The sequence below is a fragment of the Pseudomonas sp. B3G-3 genome (assembly GCF_028640915.1).
Classification (GTDB): domain Bacteria; phylum Pseudomonadota; class Gammaproteobacteria; order Pseudomonadales; family Pseudomonadaceae; genus Aquipseudomonas; species Aquipseudomonas chlororaphis_I.
In genome coordinates this window covers 1-20669 of sequence record NZ_JAQZAB010000106.1, presented here as the reverse complement: position 1 = coordinate 20669, position 20669 = coordinate 1, and the positions used below count along the sequence as shown (strand labels likewise).

Genomic DNA, 20669 nt, shown 5'->3' with positions numbered 1-20669 from the left:
AGGCCTTTCTTGGCATCGCGCTTGAGCATCTCGTGCAGCAGGGTCACCAGCACCCGGCAGCCCGAAGCGCCGATCGGGTGGCCGAGGGCGATGGCGCCGCCGTTGACGTTGACCTTGCTCGCATCCCAACCCAGTTCCTTGCCCACCGACAGCGCCTGGGCGGCGAAGGCTTCGTTGGCTTCGATCAGGTCCAGTTGCTCCAGGGACCAGCCGGCCTTGTCCAGGCAGCGGCGGGTGGCCGACACCGGGCCGATGCCCATGATCGCCGGGTCGACGCCGGCGTTGGCGTAGGCGGCAATCTTCGCCAGCACCGGCAGGCCCAGGGCCTTGGCCTTGGCGGCGCTCATCAGGATCACCGCGGCGGCGCCGTCGTTCAGCGACGAGGCGTTGCCGGCGGTGACCGTGCCGTCCTTCTTGAAGGCCGGTTTGAGCTTGCCCAGGGATTCGGCGGTGGTGCCGGCGCGCGGCTGCTCGTCGGTGGCGAAGGCCACGGGGTCGCCCTTGCGCTGGGGAATCAGGATCGGGGTGATCTCATCGACAAAACGCCCGCCTTCGATGGCGGCCACGGCCTTCTGTTGCGAGGCGGCGGCAAAGGCGTCCTGGGCTTCGCGGCTGATGGCGTATTTGTCCACCAGGTTCTCGGCGGTGATGCCCATGTGGTAGTCGTTGAAGGCGTCCCACAGGCCGTCGCTGATCATGCTGTCGACGATCTGGCTGTGACCCATGCGCAGGCCGGTGCGGGCGCCGGGCAGCACGTAGTTGGCCAGGCTCATGTTCTCCTGGCCGCCGGCGATGATCACCTCGGCGTCGCCGCAGCGAATTGCCTGGGCGCCCAGGTGCAGGGCCTTGAGGCCGGAGCCGCAGACCTTGTTCAGGGTCAGCGCCGGCACGGCGTGGGGCAGGCCGGCCTTGATCGCGGCCTGGCGTGCGGGGTTCTGCCCGGCGCCGGCGGTGAGCACCTGGCCCATGATCACTTCATCGACCTGGGCGCCGTCCAGGCCGGTCTGGGCCAGCAGCTGGCGAATCACCGCGGCGCCGAGATCGACCGCGGGGATATTGGCCAGCGAACCCTGGAAACTGCCGACCGCGGTGCGGGTGGCGGCAACGATTACGACGTCTTGCATGGTCTGGTTGCTCCTCAGGCGAACTGCATTTCAGGCACGTGGGCCGGCACGATCAGCTTGCCGGCGGTCTTGCTGACGATTTCCTCGACGCTCACGCCCGGGGCGCGTTCCTTGAGGATGAACGCGCCGTTCTCGATCTCCAGGTAAGCCAGGTCGGTCAGCACGCGCTTGATGCAGTTGGCGCCGGTCAGCGGCAGGCTGCAGCGCGACAGCAGTTTCGACTCGCCGTCTTTCGAGGCGTGGGTCATGGTGACGATGATGTTGTCCGCGCCGGCCACCAGGTCCATGGCGCCGCCCATGCCCTTGACCAGCTTGCCGGGGATCATCCACGAGGCGATGTTGCCCTGCACGTCGACCTCGAAGGCGCCGAGCACGGTGAGGTCGATATGGCCGCCACGGATCATCGCGAAGGATTCGGCGGAAGAGAAAATCGACGCGCCGATGCGCGCGGTGACGGTCTGCTTGCCGGCGTTGATCATGTCGGCGTCGACTTCGTCGTCGGTGGGGAAGGCGCCCATGCCGAGCAGGCCGTTTTCCGATTGCAGCATCACTTCCATGCCGTCGGGGATGTAGTTGGCCACCAGGGTCGGGATGCCGATACCGAGGTTCACGTAGAAGCCGTCCTGCAGTTCGCGGGCGACGCGTTGAGCCATTTGTTCGCGGGTAAGAGCCATTTTTTTATTCTCCGTCAGTCGTTGGGCGGGCGATTACTTGCGCACGGTGCGCTGTTCGATGCGTTTTTCGAACGTGCCGCAAATGATCCGGTCGACGTAGATGCCGGGGGTGTGGATCTGCGTCGGGTCCAGCTCGCCCGGCTCGACGATCTCCTCGACCTCGACCACGGTGATCTTGCCGGCGGTGGCCGCCAGCGGGTTGAAGTTCTGGGCGGTGTGGCGGTAGACCACGTTGCCGAAGTGGTCGGCTTTCCAGCCTTTGACGATGGCGAAGTCGCCAGTGATGGACTCTTCCATCAGGTAGGCACGGCCGTTGAATTCACGGGTTTCCTTGCCGTCGGCGACCGGGGTGCCGACGCCGGTGGCGGTGAAGAAGGCCGGGATGCCGGCGCCGCCTGCGCGCATTTTTTCGGCCAGGGTGCCTTGCGGGGTCAGCACCACTTCGATTTCGCCGCTCAGCAGTTGCTTCTCGAACAGGGCGTTTTCACCGACGTAGGAGGCCACCACCTTGCTGATCTGCCGGTCTTCCAGCAGCACGCCGAGGCCGAAGCCGTCGACGCCGCAGTTGTTGGAGACCACGGTCAGGTCGCGGGTGCCGCGACGCTTGATCTCGGCGATCAGGTTTTCCGGAATGCCGCACAGGCCGAAGCCGCCGGAGATCACGGTCATGCCGTCCTTGAGACCTTCGAGGGCTTCCTCGTAGGACGCCACGCGCTTGTCGAAACCTGCCATCTGCACATCCTCTTGTTATTGGTATTTGCGTTGCCAGCCGGCTGGCCGGCCGTATGAAGAGAGTGAGCCGCAGTGTTGCGCCGAGGCATTCATTTGTTAAGTTTATTTTTAAGGTTGATTGATTTATAAAACAGGATAATTAGCCGCAAGCCGCAAGCCGCAAGCCGCAAGCCGCAAGCCGCATCTAGCTTGCAGCTTGCAGCTGATTCTCTCTTGGAGCTTCCTATGACCGTGAAACAGATCCGCGCCTTCCTGGCCGTGGCCCAGAGCCTGAGTTTCGCCGTGGCCTGCGAGCGCCTGCACCTGTCGCAGTCGGCCCTGAGCCTGACCATCAAGGCCCTGGAGGACGGCCTGGGCGGGCGGCTGTTCAGCCGCAACACGCGCAACGTCGCCCTGACCCCGGAAGGCGAGGCCCTGGTGCCCCTGGCGCGGCGCCTGATCGCCGACTGGGACAACGCCGAGGACGAACTGCGCCAGCGCTTCACCCTGCAACGCGGGCGGGTGACCCTGGCGGCCATGCCGTCCTTTGCCGGCAACCTGCTGCCGCCGATCCTCAAGACCTTTCGCGCGCGTTACCCGCAGGTCAACGTCACGGTCAACGATGTGATCAACGAGCAGGTGCTGGAGATGGTCCGCGACCGCCAGGTGGAACTGGGGGTGGCCTTCGAGCCGCAGCAAAGCGCATCGCTGCAATTCACCCCGCTGTACATCGACCGTTTCGTCGCCGTGGTGCCCAGCGACTCCCCCCTGGCCAATCTGAAGGACATCGACTGGCAGTCGCTGCTGGAACAGCCCTTTATCACCCTGCAACGACCGTCCACGGTGCGGGTGATGCTCGAAGAGCATCTGCGGACGCGGGACATGAAACTGCCGGTGGAATTCGAAAGCCATCAGCTGGCGACGGTGGGACGCATGGTCGCCAGCGGCCTTGGCGTGAGCGCGGTGCCGGCTCTGTGCGCCGGGCAGATGCGCGAGCTGGGCGCGCGCTGCATCACCCTGCGCGACCCGGTGGTGGAACGCGCCATCGGCGTGCTGACCAAGCCCGGGCATGAACTGTCGAGTGCGGCCCTGGCGCTGTTCGACATTTTGCGCGGGGCCGGTCTGGCCGAGCGCCTGGCGGTGGTTTCCTAGGAGCTCAGGCGCTCGGCCAGCAACGGCAACAGCTGCTCGCAGGAGGCGGCGATCTTCAGGTCCAGCAGCTCGTCGGCGCGGGTCTTGCCGAAGTTGATGGCGATCAGCGGCTTGCCCTGGGCGGCCATGACCTTGCACAGGCGAAAGGCCGAATAGGCCATCAGGGACGAGCCCACCACCAGCAGGCCGGCGGCCTGCTCGACGCTGTGCAGGGCCTTGGCCGCAGTGGCCTGGGCCACGTTTTCGCCGAAGAACACCACATCCGGTTTCAGCCGTTCGCCATCGCAATGAGGGCAGCGGGGCACCTGGAAATGTTCTTCGAACACTGGGTCGAGCAGGGTATCGCCGTCGGGTGCCTGCACCGCGTCGACGCCAGCCAGGTAGGGGTTGTGCAGTTCCAGCAACTGCTGGATCGCCTGCCGATCGCTGCGTTGCGTGCAGTCCAGGCAGACCACCCGGTGCAGGTTGCCGTGCAGTTCGATCACGTCGCGGCTGCCGGCCTGGTCGTGCAGGGTATCGACGTTCTGGGTGATGACCCCGGCGATCTTCTGTCGCGCCTGCAAATGCGCCAAGGCTTCGTGGGCTGCGTTCGGCCGCGCCTGGCGGATCCGCGGCCAGCCGAGCATGGCCCGCGCCCAGTAGCGGCGCCGGGCCTTGGGCTCGGCCAGGAATTCCTGGTACATCATCGGCTGGTTGCCGCGACGCACACCGTCGTTGTCGCGGTAGTCGGGAATCCCCGAAGGGGTGCTGATGCCGGCGCCGGTGAGGACCATGAAGGGGCGCTCGGCCATCAGTCGCTGCAACTGCTCCAGAGGGGTGTCCAGGGTGTCGGTCATGTGCGTCCTCATGCTCTGGTGGTGGCGCTGCGGTCCGCAGCGAGGCCATACCTTGTGCCTGACGAGGAGTTTAGACAAGGGCGCGGAAGCTGGATGGCTGTGCTGCCGTCCAGCTTCCCGGGGCGGGGATTCAGGAAGACTGCGCGCTGTCGTCCTGGGGTTCTTCGCTGGTTTCTTCTTGCCCCGGCAGTTCGGTGATCACGCTGAAGTCACTGACTTCCACCGCGCCCAGGCCGTAGCCCAGCAGGTGGAAGGAGAAGGCCTTGCGCGATTCCGGGTTGGCGAAGCTGAAGTCCATTTCCAGCGGCTGGTCGGGGGTGACCAGCATCTCTTCCGGCAGTCCGAGGGGCACGTCCTGCTCGCGCTCCTTGCCCTTGAGCAGGATGTAGGCGTTCTGCTGCGGGTCGGCCGAGCGCACGGTGAAGCGCACGCGGGTCAGCGAGCCCTTGGGCATTTCCAGGTACTGCGCGCCGATCAGGTTGTCGGCCCAGTCGTCCTTGATCTGCGCTTGCAGCGGGATGATCGCCGGGCTGCCGAACTGGTAGTGCAGGTTCAGCGGCGATTGCAGCAGGGTGCGGTCCAGGCCCTCGGCCCGGGCGCTGATCTGGCGCGCGCGCAGGCCGCCGTACTGGCCCTTGAAGGTGGCGCTGTCGGCGATGAAACCGGTGCTGGCGTAGTAGCGGCAGCGCTGCTGGAAATCGCATTCGGTCAGGGTGCCCTGGCCATCGTGATAACGCAGTTTGCCGTTGGTGTAGGACATGATTTCCCGGCCCAGGGCGTAGTCGCGAAACAGCGAGCGGCCGCTGAGGCTGTCCGGCACCTGGAAGCCGAAGTAGTCGAGCACCGAGGCGCTCAGGTCGACATGGCCGTAGGTCCCGGACTTGAGTCTGGGCAGTTGCGCCTGTTCCGGGGCGAGCATCAGGTTGAAGCCCCAGGACGAGGCCAGGCGCACGCCATCGATGCCGTGGGACTCATCCGAAGTGATCACCACCAGGGTGTCCTTCAGCACGCCCTGGCGCTCCAGCTGGTCCATGAACTCGCCGATGGCGTCGTCCAGGTAGGCCACCGCGGCCTGCTTGGGTGTGTCGAAGCGGTTGAGGTATTCCTCGGGCGCGGAGTAGGGCTGGTGGGTGCCGACGGTCAGCAGGGTGAGCATCCACGGCCGCTTCTGTTTTTTCAGCTGGCCGACATACTCCAGCGCGCCTTCGAAGAAGGCCTTGTCGTCCTTGCCCCAGGGGAAGTCCAGGTAGTTGGCGTTGCTGAACCACTCCAGGCCGTGGGTCGAGTCGAAGCCGATGTGCGGCATGATCTTGTCTTTGGCCATGAAGCGCAGGCCGGCGCCTTGCAGGTAATGGGTATTGAAACCCTGCTTGCGCAGCTGGGCCGGCAGGCAGGCCTGGTTGCGCTGGCTTTGGGTCAGCAGCTCGATGCCCTTGGGCGTACCGTTGTCGAGCTTGTCATAGTCGCCGCAGAGCATGGCGTACAGGCCGCGGATGGTCTGGTGGCTGTGCAGTACGTAGTCCGGGGTGTTCATGCCGCGTTCGGCCCAGGCGCCGAGCTTGGGCATCAGGTTGTCCTGGTAGCGGCTGTGCAGGGCCTCGCGGTTGGTCTTGATATAGGCGCCGGGAATGCCTTCCAGGGCGATCACCAGCACGTTGCGCGCCTGGCCCGGGGCGGCCAGCAATGGCTCGCCGTCGAGGTCGAGCTGGGTCAGGCCGGCCATCTGCACCGGCAGCTCGGGCACATCGCCTTCCAGCCATTGTTCCAGCTGCACCTGGCCCTGGCCGGCGGCGGCCGCGAGCAACTGGTGCGGCAGGTTGAACAGGCGCCATTGATCGGCTTCGCTGGGGTTCAGGTATTGCACGCCGCCATGGGCCAGCCACAGCAGCGCCGGGGCGGTCCAGGCATGGCGCGGCAAGCGCGGGGCGCGGGTGCCGCGGGCCGCCCATTGCACGGCCAGCCACAGCGCCAGGCCGGACAGCAGCGCCGCGGCCAGCCAGGGATGAGCCAGGCCACCGCCGGTGGAGTTGCCGACGAACTGCGGGTCGAACAGGTAATGCAGGTCAGAGGCATTGGGCAGGCGGCCCACGGCGCTGACCAGCTCGGCGCTGGCGATGCTCAGCAGGGCCCACACCAGCAGCACCGGCAAGGCCAGCCACCAGGGCCGGCGGTACAGCAGCAGGGTCAACAGACCCGCGGTGCCCAGGTCCGAGAGATAACCCAAAGGGTCGGACCAGCCGAGCAGCGCACGCGCCACCAGGGGCACGAGCAGCACCAGGCTCAGCAGTGCGCCGAGGGGAGCCAGGGGATGATGGAAAACACGCCGGATGAAATTCACGAAAAACCTGCCAGTCATTAAATCGTCATGCAAATGTGCGCCATGGTAACAACAGCCGGCGGCAAGACGTTTCTTATTCGACAGGGAAATAAGCTCCCGGGCCGCTGGCGAAACGGCCCTGGACACTGCAGGGCGGCGCCTTGAAGCCCGTATTCAGGCGCCTGGCGACGGAGCCAGGGAAGGAGGGATGGCGCTCGGATTTACTATTTCAGAGTGTTTAAAGACGCGCGGCTCCCGGGTTCAGCGCGACCACCTGATGATCAGCCGGGCGAAAAAAGCGCCGCTGACGATCACCGCGAACAGCCGCAGGGTCTGCATGGCCAGCACCAGGCCGACGTCGGCGTGGGTGTCCACCGCGATGATCGTCATGGCGTCCAGGCCGCCGGGGCTGGTGGCGAGGTAGACCGAGAGGAAGTCCTTGTCCAGCCAGTGCGCCAGCAGCCAGGCCGACAGCGCGCAGAGGGCGATCAGCAGCACCGCGCCAAAGATCATCGCCGGCAGGCGGGTCCAGACGTAGCGCAGGGTCGGCCGGTCGAAGCGCAGGCCGATGTAGCAGCCAATGGCGCCGTAGGCCAGGGCCAGCAGCCAGCCGGGCAGGGTGATGTGCAGCAGCCCGGAGACTTGCAGCGCGCCGCCGATCAGCAGCGGCACCAGCAGGGCGCCGGCCGGCACCCGCGACCCGAGCAGCACGCCGAGCACTATGATGGCCAGGGTCAGGCCGAGGTTGAGCAGGGTGAAGGTCTGCAGCACCACCTCGGTGCTGTGGGCCTGGCTGCCGCCGGCCGGGACGCCGATCCAGTGGCTGGCCAGGGCGCCGATCATCACCACGCACACCACCCGCACGTACTGCATGGTGGCCACCACCCGTGAGTCGGCGCCGAAATCGTCGGCCATCGCCACCATGGCCGAAGCCGCCCCCGGCGCGGTGCCCCAGGCCGCGGTGCTGGGCGGCAGGCCGCCGAGGCGTACCAGCGCCAGGCCGACCAGGGCGCTGAGGCAGACGGTGAGCAGGGTGGCGAACAGCATCACCGGCCAGGACTGGGCCATCGAGGCCAGCACGGCCATGGTCATGGAATGGGCAGCCAGGACCCCGACCGAGCCCTGGCCGAGGCGGAAGGCCTGGCGCGGCACGCGGATGCTGGCGCCGCTGACGCCGAAACCGATGGCCACCAGCATCGGCCCGAGGAACTGTCCGGCGGGAACTTCGAAGTGTTTCAGCAACTGCCCGGCGCTGCCAGCGAGGATCAGCAGCGCCAGCCATTGCAGGGCAAGGGGCCAGGTGGACAGGGACAAAGGCGAGGGACGAGGCAAGGGCATTCTCCAGCGCGCTGGCCGTTCCTGTTGCGGGACCGTTGCTACCAGCGCTTCGGAGCAAATTATTGATAGCGCAATTGATCAAGTCCAGTTTCTAATTGTGATCAACCAATAACTCTGGTTTATCGATCATGGACCTGCGCGACCTGACCTATTTCGAAACCATCGCCGAGCTCGGCCACCTCGGGCGCGCGGCGCAGAAGCTCAACCGCAGCCAGCCGGCGCTGACCAAAAGCATCCAGCGCCTGGAGGAGTCCTTCGGTACCAAGCTGTTCGAGCGTGACGGGCGGCGGATCAAGCTGACGGCGGTGGGCCTGTTGCTGCAACAGCGCGCCCGGCAGTTGCAGCAGAACATCGCCGAGACCCATCGCGAGGTGCGCGATTTTGCCAGCGGCGTGCTCGGCAATATCCGCCTGGGGTGCGCCGCCAGCATGGCCGAGCACCTGCTGCCGCAGATGACCGCGACCCTGCTGGAGCGGGCCCCGGACATCACCCTGAACCTGGTGATCGGCCAGGACGACGTGCTCCGCGAGTCCCTGCGCTCGGGGCGCCTGGATATGGTGATCTGCCCGCTGTTCGAGGGTGACCCAAACCTGAGCCACCACACCCTGTTCGAAGACCAGGCCGTGGTGGTGGCCAGCCGCGACCACCCGGTGTTCGACACGCCGATGCGCCTGCGCGACCTGTGCGACTACCGCTGGGTGCTGCCGGGAACCGGGGTCTCGGCCCGCCGCTGGATCGACAACGTGTTCCAGAGCCACAAGCTGCCGTTGCCCTCGGTGCAGATCGAGACCAACACCATCTCCCTGCTGCCGCGGCTGATCGCCAAGACCGGGCTGCTGAGCTTCCTGGCCCGGGAAACCCTGGACGACTTCAAGGGCATCGCCCACCTGCGGGAAGTGCCGCTGGCGCAAACCCGCATGCATCGCAGCATCGTGGTGCTGGTGCGGACCGAAGGCTACCTGTCGCCGGCGGCCCAGTTGCTGCTGGATCTGCTCAAGCGGGATGGGCGGCAGTTCTTCACCGCTGATGGGGCGCTGTAGCCCGCGTCAGGTCGATCCGTGTGCGGGGCTTTCCGTCAGCGAGGCGGGAATGTCCCGCATGGCGTGCAGGACGCGCCACACGTCAATGTGGTCGTCGTGCCGGGCGTAGAACACCAGAAAGGGATAGCGACTCAATGGCCAGTAGAGAAGCCCTGGCAAATCGAGCTCATGGGGGTAGCGGGAAAGGCCTGAGGCCGGATGCCGGGCGATATGCGCATAGGCAGCTTGCAGGTCGTCGATGAAGCCCAAGGCTGCCTGCTCGGCCTGTTGAGCCAGGTAGTAGTCGACAGCGTCTTCTACATCCTGATTGGCCAGGGCCCTTGGAATGACCCGCTGTGCCTTCATTCCTTGCGGACCCTGGCGCGAAGCGCGTCGAAGTAACGATCGTCCACGGGAGTGCCAGGCGCCGATTCAGCACCCGCCAGCAGCAGGCCGCGCAGGTGCTGTCGATCCTGATCCTTGCGGATCAGCTCCCGCACGTACTCGCTGCTGGTGCTGTAGCCCCGCTGGCTGACCTGATCGTCGACGAAGGCCTTGAGGGCTTCTGGCAGGGAAATGTTCATGGTGCTCATGGTTTTGTCCACGTTTGACAAAATTTGCCAAAGTATACGCCTCCAGCCTCACCTTGCCAGCGAGGAACATCAGGGACATGCCGCCGATCCATGGCGCCACGCTGTGCTCCCACCGCAAGGGCCAACCACCAAGCTCGCGGCCAACCGATGCGGTCGTTAGCGTGCCGTTCGCAGTGCCGGTACATGAGTTTCATCGGGGCAATAGACACCGGCTTCAGCGGGTCTCGATCTGCGCCTGCAACTGTCCGCCCACGATAGACACCTCGCGCAACTGCGCGCCGTCGCGGATCACGAACAAGGCATCCATGCCGCGCTCCTGGGCCAACCGCGGTCCCTCGACTTCGCCGAGCACCAACAGCGCGGTGGCCCAGGCATCGGCCAGCATGCAGTTGGCGGCCACCACGCTGACCGAGGCCAGGCGGTTGTCCAGGGGCGCGCCGGTGGCCGGGTCGAGGGTATGGGCATAGGGCTGCCCGGCGATCTCCACCCACCGCCGGTAGTCGCCGGAGGTGGCAATGGCCGCATTGCCCAGCTCCATCACCCCCATGACTTGGCGGACCCCACGCAGGGGTTTCTCCAGGGCCACGGTCCAGGGTTGCCCGGCGGGCTTGCTGCCCCTGGCGCGCATTTCGCCGTCGATCCCCACCAGATAGTCACGGATGCCCGAGGCTTCCAGGGCGCGGGCCAGTTCATCGACGCCAAAACCCTTGGCAATGCCATTGAGGTCCAGGCGCAGCTTCGCCCGCTTGCGCAAGCGGTGGCGCCGGGGTTCCAGCTCCAGGGCGTAGCTGGCGGGGGCGAGGCGCTGCCGGCCCAACTCGGCCAGCGCCGGCTGATCCAGTGTCCGGGCCGTGGGGCCGAAGCCCCAGCCCTGGACCAGTTCACCCACGGCGATCTCGAAGGCCCCGGCGGATTGCTCGCTGACCTGCAGCGCCGTGGTGATGACGTTCATCAGTTCCCTGGGCACGCTGACCCAGTGGTGCCTGGGTGCCGAGTTGAGTCGGTTGAGATCGGACGTGGGGTTCCAGCTCGACATCTGTTGCTCAACCCGTTCCACCGCCTGGGCCAGGCGGTCCGCGATGTCTCGGGTAGCGAATCCCGGGGCGGCATAGAACAGCGCGGTGTAGCGGCTGCCCATGGTCGGGCCGTTGAGGCTGTAGCGTTGCAGTCCGGCGGTTTCAGTAGATGTCTTCACGGTAACGTCCTTGGGCCTTGAGGGTCAGTACGCTGAGGTTGAGCGGCGCCAGCACTTCGTCCAGGGCCTGGATCACCCCCTTGGCCATGTCCCGGCTGCCGCAGACCAGCACCTGGGCGCCTTTTTCCACCAGCCGGCGTAGCGCCAGGGCATCGGCGAGCAGCCGGTCCTGCACGTAGCCGCGCGCCGGGACCCGGGAGAAGGCCGCGTGCAGGGCGGTCAGGCGTCGGTCGGCCAGATAGCCCTTGAGTTCCGGCTCGTAGAGGAAGTCCGAGGCCGGGTGGCGCCCGCCCCAGTACAGGTGCATCGGTTGCCGGGCCCGGTTGCCGCGGATAAAGCCCGCCAGGGGGCCGATTCCGGTGCCGGCGCCGATCAGGATCACCGGTTGCGAGCCCTGGACGGGGCGAAATTGTGGGTTGGGCTGGATGAAGCCCTGGATCCGCGCTCCCGCTTGCAGGTCATGGAGAAAGCCTGAGCACAGGCCACCAGGATGCTTGCGCACGCAGATCTCCAGGACCCCGTCGGCGCTGCTGCTGGCCAGGGAGTAGAAACGCGGCTGCGCAGTGCCGGGGGGCAGGATGCCCACCAGGTCGCCGGCCTGGAACTCGGGCAAGCCTTGGCCGCTGCCGTCGGCTGGGGCCTTGAAACGCAGGATCCGGGTCGGTGCCTGGACCTGGGCGCCATAGGCCACGGACTCGACCAGCTCCAGGTCATGGCTGGGCGGGGTTTGGCTGTGGTGCTGCAAGTCCAGCTCCAGCCCCAGGGCCGCTCCCAGCGCCTGGCCCCAGCGCTGGAACTCCTGGGCGCACTGGCGATGGATGCAGTCCAGGGGCAGCAGGGGTCGCGCACCGCTGGCGGCCAGGGCGTTCTGCACTTGCTCGGCGAAGCCGCAGAAGCGTGGGAACTGGCGGTCGCCAAAACCCAGCACGGCAAATGGCAGCCCCGGCCCCGGCGGGTTTTGCCCCAGGCGCGCGAGAAAAGCCGTGGCCGAGGCCGGGGCATCGCCATCGCCGTGGGTGGCCGTGAGGATCAGCAGGTGGCGCGCCTTGGGGTAGTCGCTTTGCAGCTGGTTCATCGGCGCGCTGTGGACCTTGATCCCGGCCATCACCAGGGCCTGGTGCAAGGTGTGGGCAAAGCCCCAGGTGCTGTTGTTCTCGCTGCCCACCAGGATCACGCAGTCGGCGTTGGCGGCCGTGCTGTTGTCGTGGATCGGCGTGGCGCCTTGGCGTCGACGCCACCACAGCCACAGGCCGGTGACGCTCATCAGCGGCACGCCCAGGGCGCAGGTCCCCAGCAGCAGGCCCAGCCACCACAGGCCTTCGCCAGTGTGCAGCCGGTAGATGAGCTCATAGGCCTGATGCGCGCCGGCGTAGGGCTGGAAGGACAGCAGGGCGCCGCTGGCCTGGTCGACATAGCCCTCGCCGGCGGTGGTGCGCAGGCTGTACAGGTCCTGGGGGTTGCCAGGGCTGGGGTAGACCAGCTCGCGCAGGTCATTCAGGTCCAGGGCCTGCAACGCCGGCAGGCTGGCCACCGGCAAGGCCGGGCCGGCGCTGAGCAGGGTGGGGACGGCCGGTTCGGCCTGGCTGCCGTCGGCAATCAAGCCGAAGGTGCCGGCCGACAGGTACAACCCGCTCAGGGCCGACAGCAGCAGGCCCAGGGTGGTCAGGCGTCCGAGCTCGGCGTGCCAGCGCTGGCTGAAGCTGCCCCGCAAGGGCCGCAGCAGGTTGCCCCAGCCGCCGACGCGGCGGGCCAGCAACACGGCACCGGAGCACGCCAGCAAAAGCATCGCCAGGGCGCCCAGGGCCGATACGGCGTGGCCCGTCGTGTCGAGAAACAGCGAGCGGTGCAGCTCCTTGACCCAGCGGGCAAACACTGAGGGTGCGTAGGGCGCGAGCACTGCGCCGGTCAGTGGGTCGACCGTGCTGGCCAGCGCCTGGCCGTCCTGGCTGTGGTAGACGATCACCGAGCCCGAGGGCGTGCGCCGGATCTGCTCGATCCCGCTCAGATGGCCGGCAACGCGTCCGGCCAGTTGCCCGACCGAGACTTGCGCCACGGCCGGTTGGGGTGTGTGCAGGCGTTCCAGCGCCGGGTTCAGTGCCAGGGTCGTGCCGCTGATGGCCAGCAGCATCACCAGCAGGGCGGCGATCAGCCCGGGAATCGAATGCAACGAGCGCAACATGGTTGTGCCTCCTGACGGCGTGGGCATTACAGGTCGTAGCGCAGGGATTGCACGTAGGTGCTGCCGCTGGCCGGCTGGCCTGCGCCCTGGAGTGTCAGGGGCAGGACCACGTCGGCGCGGACATCGCGCTGGTCCTCCACGGCGCTGTCGATGCGGATCTGATACCCGGCGTCGATCAGGCTGTCCGCCAGCTCGGCGCTGACGGTCAGGGTCTCGCCGCTGCCGACGCTGGCACCGCTGATGCCGTCGTACTGGGCGGCGGCCATGCGGCTGCCCCGGGCCCAGTCCGGCAGGTGCTTGTAGTACTTGGCCTTCTTGCCGGCGACCCACAGGGTCTGCTGGTAGGTGCCATTGGCGTCGGTGAGGTAGATCGCCAGGTAAGCGTCATTGCCGCCGTAGTCCTTCAGACGGGTGGTCAGGGTCACTTCACGGGCCTGGGCCAGCCCAGGCAAGGCCAGAACCGCGGCGAGGCAACTGGCGACGACAAGCTTGTTCATGAGGGTGTCCTTTTCAAGTGATGTGGCTGCAGCCTGAGCCGCTTAGCTGACAGCAACCTGAAGGACGTTGAAAAAACTTCGAGGCCGGGCGAATGGGCTTTTCATGATCTGGCTCCGGCTGTCGCGGGGCGTGTGTGGCTACCCTGATGAGGGGTTTTTGATGGCCAGCTGAATCTTCAGGTTGGCGTCAGGTTCGGCGGTTAAGGTGCGTCACCACACAGATCAGGGGAGGGCGTCATGCGGGTGTTATTGATCGAGGACGCGGCGGTACTCGGGGAAGCGGTGCGCGAGCAGATTGCCGACGATGGCCACGCCGTGGATTGGGTGCAGCGCCTGGAGCAGGCCCGGGCCAGTGTCGCCAGCACAGCCTACGACCTGATCCTGCTGGACCTGATGCTGCCCGATGGGCGCGGCCTGGAATTCCTGCGCCAACGCCGCGGTGCCGGGGACGTGACGCCGGTGATCATCCTCACCGCCCAGGACCAGATTTCCGAGCGTATCGCCGGGCTCAACGCCGGTGCCGACGATTACCTGGTCAAGCCCTTCGACTTGTTTGAGCTCTCGGCGCGGGTCGCGGCGGTGGCCCGGCGCTACAGTGGCAACCCCAACCCGCAGATCCGCCTCGGCGAGCTGCAGGTGAACATCAGCGCCCGCACCGTGCAGCGCGGTGGCGCCATCATCGATCTCACCGCCCGTGAGTGGGCGGTGTTCGAGGCCTTTGTCCAGCGCCCCAGCGCCTTGCTCTCCAAGTCCCAGCTGGAGGAGCGGCTGTATGCCTTCGGCGCGGAAATCGAGAGCAACACCATCGAGGTCTACGTCAGCCGCCTGCGCAAGAAACTCGGGCGCGAACTGATCGAAACCGTGCGCGGCATGGGCTACCGGCTGATGCCCGCATGAAGCGTCCGACCAGCCTGCAAAAGCGCCTGAGCCTGGGGCTGACCCTGGGCATGACCCTGCTCTGGCTGGGGGCCACCGCCGGCACCTGGCTGGCGGTCCAGCATGAGTTGGAAGAAACCTTCGACAGCGCCCTGGAAGCCACGGCCCAGCGCATCCTGCCCCTGGCCGCGCTGGAAATCGGCAACCGTTCCGGGCCGCGCCGGGCCCGGCATGTGGCGACCCTGAAGATGGACAGCGAATACCTGACCTACGTGGTGCGCGACGCCGAGGGGCAGATTCTGATGCGCTCCCACGACGCCAAGCTGAAGATCTTCAGCCACCGGCCCAGCCCGGGCTTTACCACCCGGGGCAAATACCGCTTGTACAGCGCCAGCGCCGAGAACGACTCGATCGTCATCGAGATCGCCGAGCCCCTGGCCCAGCGCCGCGAAGCTTCCCGGGAGGCGCTGTTCGCCTTGCTGGTGCCCTTGCTCGGGTTGATTCCCATCAGCCTGCTGGGCACCTGGCTGTTCGTGCGCATCAGCCTGCGCAGCGTCTTGGCCTACCGGCGAGCGGTGGAGGCCCGGGGGGTGGGCGACCTGTCACCGATCAAGGTGGCGCGCCTGCCGGCGGAAATCGATCCCCTGGCCGAAGCGGTCAATCATTTGCTGGAGCGCCTGCGCAAAGCCCTGGAAACCGAACGCAGCTTTACCGCCAACAGCGCCCATGAATTGCGCACGCCCCTGGCGGCGACCCTGGCGCAGATCCAGCGCCTGCGCCATGAAGCCCCGGAGGGGCCGTTGCAGCTACGGGCGGCGAAGATCGAGAACGCCCTGCGGGAGCTGGCCCGGCTCTCGGAAAAACTTATGCAATTGGCCAAGGCCGAGGGCGGCGGGCTGTTGTCCGAAACCCCCGAGGACTTGATTCCGCTGCTGGCCCACGGTGTGGAGGAGTGGAATCGCGGCGCTGCGCCGCGCATCCGGCTGCAGTTGCCGCAGACGCCCCGGGTGTGTGCTGCCATCGACCCGGACGCCTTTGGCATCCTGCTGCGCAACTTGATCGAAAACGCCCTGAAGTACGGCGATCCGTTGCAGCCGGTAGACGTCAGCCTTGGCGCCGATGGTTGCCTGCGGGTGGTCAATGGCGGACCGGTGGTGCCGCCGCCAGTGCTGCAACGCCTGACCGAGCGTTTTGTCCGCGGCAACAGCGAGGCCAGCGGCTCCGGCCTGGGGCTGGCGATTGCCCAGAGCATCGTTCACGGCGTGGGCGGCGAACTGCACCTGGCATCACCGGCCAGTGGCCGTTGCGATGGGTTCGAGGTGCGCGTGCAATTTCCCGTGTAGGGCCGGCGTGCGAAGGCGCCGCCGGCTCCAGGGGATTGGGTCGTGGGGGCGGGCTTACTCGCCGCGAATGTACTGTTCCAGCTGGCGGATCAGGTCGGCCTGTTCGGCGATGGCTTCCTTGACCAGGTCGCCGATCGACAGCAGGCCCAGCAACTGGCCGTCTTCCACCACCGGCAGGTGCCGCAGGTGGCTGTCGGTCATGATGCCCATGCAGGTTTCCACGCTCTGGTGCGAGTCCACGGTGATCACCGGCGAACTCATGATCGCGCTGACCGGCGTGCCCACCGAGGAGCGGCCGTGCAGCACCAGCTTGCGCGCGTAGTCGCGTTCGCTGATCACCCCGACCACTTCGCCGTTCTGCATCACGGGCAGGGCGCCGACGTTCTTCTCGGCCATCAGCATCAGCGCCTCGAGCACCATCTGGTGGGGCGCGATGGTGTGCACTTGCTGGTTGTGCTTGGCCTTCAACTTCAGTACTTCAGCGACGCTCTTCATGGGGCGCTCCTGTTGTTTTGCCTGGGACGGCCTGGCGCCGCCCCGCGGGGGTCTCTACAGAATCGTAGAGAGTGAACGAAGGGGCAAGGTTGAAAGCGGCGCTCACAGGAGGAAAAACGTCACTGAATCGTTTCTGCCTGGAAAGCGCCCCGTCACGGGGCGTCCAGGCGTTGCTCAATGGTCGAAGCGCGCCAGGGAAAACGCGCTCAAATCGATCTCGCTGCGTCCGTCCACCAGCCGCTGGGCCAGGGCTTCGCCAATCGCCGCCGAGTGCTTGAAGCCGTGGCCGGAACAGGCGCTGACCACCGTGATATTGGCCAGGCGCGGGTGCTCGTCGATGATGAAGTGCGAGTCCGGGGTCACGGTGTAGGCGCAGACCGCGGACTTCACCCGTTGCGACGTGACCCCGGCGATATTGACCTGTACCAGATCGCGGTACATCGCCTCGCTCTGCGCCGCGCTGACCTGGCGCTCCAGGCTGTCCGGCGTCGAGGTCTCGCTGTACTGCTCGGTGGCGATCTTCATGCTGCCTTCGCCGGGTATCGGCGGAAAGCCGTAGCAGGTCTGCTCGTCGCTGGCGCCGTGGACGATAAAGCTCGGCGAGTGCTCGGGAAAAATCACCGGTTCCGCCAGTTGGTACCAGTACAAGGTCTGCCGGCACACCCGCAGCAACTTGTCGAACGGCGCGCCGAGCAATTGGCTGGACCACATGCCGGCGCAGACCACCACCTTGGCCGCGCTGATGCGCCGGTGCTGGCTGGTGATTTGCACCAGATCCTGCTCGTTTTTGATATCCAGCACCGTCTCGCCGGTGATCAGGGTCGCGCCCAACTGGCGGGCCAGGCTCAGCTGCGCGTCGATGCAACGCTCCGGCCGCACATAACCGCCGCCGGGTTCGAAGTAGCCCAGGGCGCTGTCGTGGATCGGCGCGAACTGTGGGAAGCGTTGGCGGATCTGCGTGGCGTCCAGCACCTCATGCTCGATGCCGAAGCGGCGAGCCAGGGCCAGGGTGCTTTCGGTGAAATCCGGCGTGCCGTCCTGGCCGCTCGGGGTGGCGCTGGAGGTCATCACCAGCACGCCGCACTGCTCGAACAACGGCTGCTCTGTCGGTACATCCAGCTGCGCTTCCAGCTCGCGCCAGATCTGCTGCGCGCGGATCGCCAGCGGCACATAGGCCGCGCCTTCACCCACCGCCTGGCGGGTGATGCGGGTGTCGCCATGGCTCGAACCCTGGTCGTGGGGCGGGGCAAAGCGGTCGATGCCGGCCACCTTCACCCCACGCTTGGCCAACTGGTACAGGGTCGCGGCGCCCATGGCGCCCAGGCCTACTACAACAACGTCGAACTCGGGTGTCTGCATGGCAGTGTCCTTGAAAGTGGCGGCTCAGCGGCGATTGATGTTGGCCAGGGTCATGGGCGCGATGAGCCGGTGGAACGGCGCTACCGGCAGCATGTACAGGCGCCCCAGCAGGTTGTGCGGATGGACCACGGTGGACAGCACCACCGGGCGTAGGCCCTCGGCGGTCAGCGGCAGGCGGTTGAGGGACAGGTACACGTCCAGGTGCTTGTCGCGGTCCACCACCAGCACCTCGTCGGGGGCCTGGGCAACCAGGGTGAAGATGCCGACCCGGTCGTCCGGCCGGTAATCCTCGTCTGCCCTGGTCAGGTCTATGTGTGTCAGGCGCCCCAGGTCCTTGAGGCCGAACAACTGCACCACACGGTTGCGCAGGCCCATCATCCGGTCGATCCAGGCCGGAGTCTGGCTCATCAGGTTGAGCAGGTGGCGCATGGCCGTGCGCTCGGGGTCGTTGGCCAGCACCTGGCGGCAATCGATGAAGCTCGCCCCGACCGCCAGGTTGGCAATGCTGGATTGGCTGGGCAATGGACAAGGCTGGACGGCGGTCTGCATTGATACGGTTCCCTGTAAAAGTGGCGGTGCCCGGCTGCACCGCAAGCGGCAAAAAATATCATTGTTTGTGGTTGGGGGGACCCGCTGGATGATGCCGAGCCCCTGTAGCCGCTGCCGAGCCTGCGAGGCTGCTATAAGGCCCGCAGGGCCTTCAGCGGTCTTGAGATTGTTGCGCCCCTTCGGGTCGATCGCAGCCTGCGGCAGCGGCTACACAAAGCCTGATCCCGCGCCGCCTGTAGCCGCTGCCGAGCCCGCGACAAGGCCCGCAGGGCCTTCATCGGTCTTGAGATTGTTGCGCCCCTTCGGGTCGATCGCAGCCTGCGGCAGCGGCTACACAAAGCCTGATGCCGCGCCCCTGTAGCCGCTGCCGAGCCCGCGAGGCTGCGACAAGGCCCGCAGGGCCTTCAGCGGTCTTGAGATTGTTGCGCCCCTTCGGGTCGATCGCAGCCTGCGGCAGCGGCTACAGGGTTTTGTGCGGCCTGAAAGCAAAAAAGGCGCCCGAGGAGGGCGCCAAGGAGTCACCTGAACCGAGGGAGCCAGGCGAGCCCGTTCGCAGGGGTGTCGCGGTGGTAAGGCGCGACTGAACGGAAGAGGGCAGCAGCGCCCGCCGCGATGGCCGGGCGGGCGCGGGCTGTCATTTGCCGAGCTTGATCCGCGTCCAGCCACGGTTCATCACGCGCTGGATAGCGATCGGCTGGTCGGGCACCGCGTACAGGGTGGCGAGCACCGCTTGCGGCGGGTACGAGGCCGGGTCGTTGCGGATGGCTTCGTCCACCAGCGGCGTGGCGGCGGCGTTGGCGTTGCTGTAGCCGAGGCTGTTGGTGACCTCGGCGATGATGTCCGGGCGCATCAGGAAGTTCATGAACAGGTAGGCGTTGTCGACGTTGGCCGCGTCCTTGGGCATGGCCATCATGTCGTAGAAACTGCCGGCGCCTTCCTTGGGAATGCTGAAGGCGACCTTCTCCTTGTTACCGGCCTCTTCGGCGCGCGAACGGGCCTGCAGCACGTCGCCGGAGTAACCCACGGCCACGCAGATGTTGCCGTTGGCCAGGTCGGAGATGTACTTGGAGGAATGGAAGTAGGTCACCGAAGGACGGATCTTCATGAACAGCGCCTCGGCCTCGAGGATCTGCGCCTTGTCCTTGCTGGTCACCGGGTAGCCCAGGTAGTGCAGGGCGGCGGGGAGCATTTCCGTCGGCGAGTCGAGGAAGCTGATGCCGCAGGCCTTGAGCTTCTCGGCGTTCTCCGGCTTGAACAGCAGGTCCCAGGAGTTGGTCGGCGCATCGCTACCCAGCACCGCCTTGACCTTGTCCGGGTTGTAGCCGATGCCGATCGAGCCCCACATGTAGGGGAAGGCGTGGGCGTTGCCCGGGTCGCTGGCGGCGGCGTTCTGCAGCAGCACCGGGTTGAGGTTCTTCCAGTTCGGCAGCCGCGACTTGTCCAGTTCCTGGTAGACCCCGGCCTTGATCTGCTTGGCCAAGAAACTGTTGGAAGGCACCACGATGTCATAGCCGGACTTGCCGGTGAGCAGGCGCGCTTCCAGGGTTTCGTTGCTGTCGAAGACGTCGTAGGTGACGTGGATGCCGGTCTCGGCCTCGAACTTTTTCAGGGTGTCCGGGGCGATATAGTCCGACCAGTTGTAGACACGCAGCTCCTTGTCGTTGGCCTGGGCGCCGGTAACCAGGGCGCCCATCAGGGACAGTGATAGCAGAGTCCTGCCAAGCATTTTCATCGGTACAACTCCATTTCTTATTGTGCAGATTGCTGCATGTGGAACGTGGGGTGTCAGGTTGCACGTCTTCGCGAGCAAGCTCGCTCCTACAGGGAGGGTGCATGTCTGTAGGAGCGAGCTTGCTCGCGATCCATGCGCCGCTGTGTGTCGTGAGCGCGACGGCCTAGGCCGTCGTCGCTTGCATGCGCCGTTGCGCAGCGGGTTGGAACGCTTCGTTGGCGGTGTATTCCATGGCTTCCTGGATCGCCCGCTTGCGGGCCGCTTCGGCGCGCCGGCCGAAGTACCAGACCAGGAAAGTCACCAGCGACACCGCCAGCAGGATCAGGCTGGCCACCGCGTTGATCTCCGGTTTCACGCCGAGGCGCACCGCCGAGAACACTTCCATCGGCAGGGTGGTGGAGCCTGGGCCGGAGACGAAGCTCGCCAGCACCAGATCGTCCAGGGACAAGGCAAAGGACATCATGCCACCGGCCGCCAGCGACGGAGCGATCATCGGGATGGTGATCAGGAAGAACACCTTCCACGGCCGCGCACCCAGGTCCATGGCCGCCTCTTCGATGGACAGGTCCAGCTCACGCAAGCGCGCGGAGACTACCACGGCCACATAGGCGGCGCAGAATGTGGTGTGGGCGATCCAGATGGTGACGATGCCACGCTCCTGCGGCCAGCCGATCATCTGC

20 protein-coding genes are annotated in these 20669 nt (G+C 66.3%); 4 read left to right on the top strand and 16 right to left on the bottom strand.

Features of this window, described 5'->3' with window-relative positions:
• The 3 genes from PVZ80_RS15830 to PVZ80_RS15820 all read right to left on the bottom strand — a co-directional run.
• Positions 1–1124: acetyl-CoA C-acetyltransferase (locus PVZ80_RS15830; RefSeq protein ID WP_273864190.1), on the bottom strand; the 1124-nt coding region annotated here is incomplete at its 3' end.
• A 14-nt stretch (positions 1125–1138) separates the two neighbouring features.
• Positions 1139–1798: a CoA transferase subunit B gene (locus tag PVZ80_RS15825; protein ID WP_007920581.1), complete on the bottom strand. Its 660-nt coding sequence runs from the start codon at positions 1796–1798 to the stop codon at positions 1139–1141.
• A gap of 33 nt (positions 1799–1831) precedes the next feature.
• Positions 1832–2530: a CoA transferase subunit A gene (locus PVZ80_RS15820; protein WP_007920583.1), complete on the bottom strand. Its 699-nt coding sequence runs from the start codon at positions 2528–2530 to the stop codon at positions 1832–1834.
• Between the two features lie 225 nt (positions 2531–2755).
• Here PVZ80_RS15820 and PVZ80_RS15815 point away from each other — a divergent pair, with 225 nt between their 5' ends.
• Positions 2756–3661, top strand: a complete 906-nt coding sequence (locus tag PVZ80_RS15815; RefSeq protein WP_016703338.1) for a LysR family transcriptional regulator — start codon at positions 2756–2758, stop codon at positions 3659–3661.
• On the opposite strand, the gene PVZ80_RS15810 is transcribed toward PVZ80_RS15815, so the two are convergent.
• The 3 genes from PVZ80_RS15810 to PVZ80_RS15800 form a co-directional block, all read right to left on the bottom strand.
• Positions 3658–4497: an NAD-dependent protein deacetylase gene (locus PVZ80_RS15810; protein ID WP_016703339.1), complete on the bottom strand. Its 840-nt coding sequence runs from the start codon at positions 4495–4497 to the stop codon at positions 3658–3660. The genes PVZ80_RS15815 and PVZ80_RS15810 overlap by 4 nt on opposite strands.
• Positions 4498–4627: 130 nt before the next feature.
• On the bottom strand, positions 4628–6853 hold the full coding sequence (locus tag PVZ80_RS15805; protein ID WP_273864189.1) for an LTA synthase family protein: 2226 nt from the start codon (positions 6851–6853) through the stop codon (positions 4628–4630).
• Positions 6854–7075: 222 nt separating this feature from the next.
• Positions 7076–8152, bottom strand: a complete 1077-nt coding sequence (locus PVZ80_RS15800) for an AbrB family transcriptional regulator (RefSeq protein WP_273864188.1) — start codon at positions 8150–8152, stop codon at positions 7076–7078.
• 128 nt (positions 8153–8280) lie between these two features.
• On the opposite strand from PVZ80_RS15800, the gene PVZ80_RS15795 reads away from it, so the two are divergent.
• Positions 8281–9192: a LysR family transcriptional regulator gene (locus PVZ80_RS15795; protein WP_016703342.1), complete on the top strand. Its 912-nt coding sequence runs from the start codon at positions 8281–8283 to the stop codon at positions 9190–9192.
• Positions 9193–9198: 6 nt separating this feature from the next.
• Here the strand turns inward: PVZ80_RS15795 and PVZ80_RS15790 are convergent, their stop codons facing one another.
• From PVZ80_RS15790 to PVZ80_RS15770, 5 genes are all read right to left on the bottom strand, one after another.
• On the bottom strand, positions 9199–9537 hold the full coding sequence (locus PVZ80_RS15790) for a type II toxin-antitoxin system RelE/ParE family toxin (RefSeq protein ID WP_041986958.1): 339 nt from the start codon (positions 9535–9537) through the stop codon (positions 9199–9201).
• Positions 9534–9764: a type II toxin-antitoxin system ParD family antitoxin gene (locus PVZ80_RS15785; RefSeq protein ID WP_009048274.1), complete on the bottom strand. Its 231-nt coding sequence runs from the start codon at positions 9762–9764 to the stop codon at positions 9534–9536. Before PVZ80_RS15785 ends, PVZ80_RS15790 begins: the two co-directional genes overlap by 4 nt.
• Positions 9765–9978: 214 nt before the next feature.
• On the bottom strand, positions 9979–10959 hold the full coding sequence (locus PVZ80_RS15780) for an FAD:protein FMN transferase (RefSeq protein ID WP_273864187.1): 981 nt from the start codon (positions 10957–10959) through the stop codon (positions 9979–9981).
• Positions 10943–13138 carry a PepSY domain-containing protein gene (locus PVZ80_RS15775; RefSeq protein WP_124344946.1) on the bottom strand — a complete coding sequence of 732 codons (2196 nt, stop codon included), beginning with the start codon at positions 13136–13138 and terminating at the stop codon, positions 10943–10945. Before PVZ80_RS15775 ends, PVZ80_RS15780 begins: the two co-directional genes overlap by 17 nt.
• A 26-nt stretch (positions 13139–13164) precedes the next feature.
• Entirely contained in the window at positions 13165–13635 is a 471-nt protein-coding gene (locus PVZ80_RS15770; protein WP_016703346.1) for a DUF2271 domain-containing protein, read from the bottom strand.
• Between the two features lie 237 nt (positions 13636–13872).
• Between PVZ80_RS15770 and PVZ80_RS15765 the strand changes: the two genes are divergently transcribed.
• Both PVZ80_RS15765 and PVZ80_RS15760 read left to right on the top strand, forming a co-directional pair.
• Positions 13873–14532 (top strand): response regulator transcription factor, encoded by a 660-nt coding sequence (locus PVZ80_RS15765; RefSeq protein WP_016703347.1) that lies wholly within the window; start codon positions 13873–13875, stop codon positions 14530–14532.
• The gene (locus PVZ80_RS15760; protein ID WP_053268686.1) at positions 14529–15854 is read left to right on the top strand and encodes an ATP-binding protein; all 1326 of its coding nucleotides are present in this window, start codon (positions 14529–14531) and stop codon (positions 15852–15854) included. Before PVZ80_RS15765 ends, PVZ80_RS15760 begins: the two co-directional genes overlap by 4 nt.
• Before the next feature lie 54 nt (positions 15855–15908).
• Here PVZ80_RS15760 and PVZ80_RS15755 read toward each other — a convergent pair whose 3' ends face one another.
• The 5 genes from PVZ80_RS15755 to PVZ80_RS15735 form a co-directional block, all read right to left on the bottom strand.
• Entirely contained in the window at positions 15909–16349 is a 441-nt protein-coding gene (locus PVZ80_RS15755) for a CBS domain-containing protein (protein WP_007930897.1), read from the bottom strand.
• Positions 16350–16523: 174 nt separating this feature from the next.
• Positions 16524–17708: an N-methyl-L-tryptophan oxidase gene (gene solA / locus PVZ80_RS15750; protein ID WP_273864186.1), complete on the bottom strand. Its 1185-nt coding sequence runs from the start codon at positions 17706–17708 to the stop codon at positions 16524–16526.
• A gap of 24 nt (positions 17709–17732) precedes the next feature.
• The gene (locus PVZ80_RS15745; RefSeq protein WP_096373734.1) at positions 17733–18257 is read right to left on the bottom strand and encodes a DUF2867 domain-containing protein; all 525 of its coding nucleotides are present in this window, start codon (positions 18255–18257) and stop codon (positions 17733–17735) included.
• Between the two features lie 634 nt (positions 18258–18891).
• A complete protein-coding gene (locus PVZ80_RS15740; protein ID WP_009048282.1) occupies positions 18892–19989 on the bottom strand; it encodes a polyamine ABC transporter substrate-binding protein in 1098 nt (365 codons plus the stop codon).
• Positions 19990–20152: 163 nt separating this feature from the next.
• The coding region (locus tag PVZ80_RS15735) for an ABC transporter permease subunit (protein WP_273864185.1) at positions 20153–20669 on the bottom strand (517 nt) is incomplete at its 5' end.

Excerpts from the sequence above, each read along its gene's own strand:
- PVZ80_RS15755 (WP_007930897.1), bottom strand. The coding sequence starts at position 16,349 with ATGAAGAGCGTCGCTGAAGTACTGAAGTTGAAGGCCAAGCACAACCAG.
- PVZ80_RS15765 (WP_016703347.1), top strand. The coding sequence starts at position 13,873 with ATGCGGGTGTTATTGATCGAGGACGCGGCGGTACTCGGGGAAGCGGTG.
- PVZ80_RS15785 (WP_009048274.1), bottom strand. The coding sequence starts at position 9,764 with ATGAGCACCATGAACATTTCCCTGCCAGAAGCCCTCAAGGCCTTCGTC.
- PVZ80_RS15800 (WP_273864188.1), bottom strand. The coding sequence starts at position 8,152 with ATGCCCTTGCCTCGTCCCTCGCCTTTGTCCCTGTCCACCTGGCCCCTT.
- PVZ80_RS15805 (WP_273864189.1), bottom strand. The coding sequence starts at position 6,853 with ATGACTGGCAGGTTTTTCGTGAATTTCATCCGGCGTGTTTTCCATCAT.
- PVZ80_RS15820 (WP_007920583.1), bottom strand. The coding sequence starts at position 2,530 with ATGGCAGGTTTCGACAAGCGCGTGGCGTCCTACGAGGAAGCCCTCGAA.
- PVZ80_RS15815 (WP_016703338.1), top strand. The coding sequence starts at position 2,756 with ATGACCGTGAAACAGATCCGCGCCTTCCTGGCCGTGGCCCAGAGCCTG.
- PVZ80_RS15740 (WP_009048282.1), bottom strand. The coding sequence starts at position 19,989 with ATGAAAATGCTTGGCAGGACTCTGCTATCACTGTCCCTGATGGGCGCC.
- solA (WP_273864186.1), bottom strand. The coding sequence starts at position 17,708 with ATGCAGACACCCGAGTTCGACGTTGTTGTAGTAGGCCTGGGCGCCATG.
- PVZ80_RS15810 (WP_016703339.1), bottom strand. The coding sequence starts at position 4,497 with ATGACCGACACCCTGGACACCCCTCTGGAGCAGTTGCAGCGACTGATG.
- PVZ80_RS15825 (WP_007920581.1), bottom strand. The coding sequence starts at position 1,798 with ATGGCTCTTACCCGCGAACAAATGGCTCAACGCGTCGCCCGCGAACTG.
- PVZ80_RS15760 (WP_053268686.1), top strand. The coding sequence starts at position 14,529 with ATGAAGCGTCCGACCAGCCTGCAAAAGCGCCTGAGCCTGGGGCTGACC.
- PVZ80_RS15790 (WP_041986958.1), bottom strand. The coding sequence starts at position 9,537 with ATGAAGGCACAGCGGGTCATTCCAAGGGCCCTGGCCAATCAGGATGTA.
- PVZ80_RS15770 (WP_016703346.1), bottom strand. The coding sequence starts at position 13,635 with ATGAACAAGCTTGTCGTCGCCAGTTGCCTCGCCGCGGTTCTGGCCTTG.
- PVZ80_RS15795 (WP_016703342.1), top strand. The coding sequence starts at position 8,281 with ATGGACCTGCGCGACCTGACCTATTTCGAAACCATCGCCGAGCTCGGC.
- PVZ80_RS15775 (WP_124344946.1), bottom strand. The coding sequence starts at position 13,138 with ATGTTGCGCTCGTTGCATTCGATTCCCGGGCTGATCGCCGCCCTGCTG.
- PVZ80_RS15745 (WP_096373734.1), bottom strand. The coding sequence starts at position 18,257 with ATGCAGACCGCCGTCCAGCCTTGTCCATTGCCCAGCCAATCCAGCATT.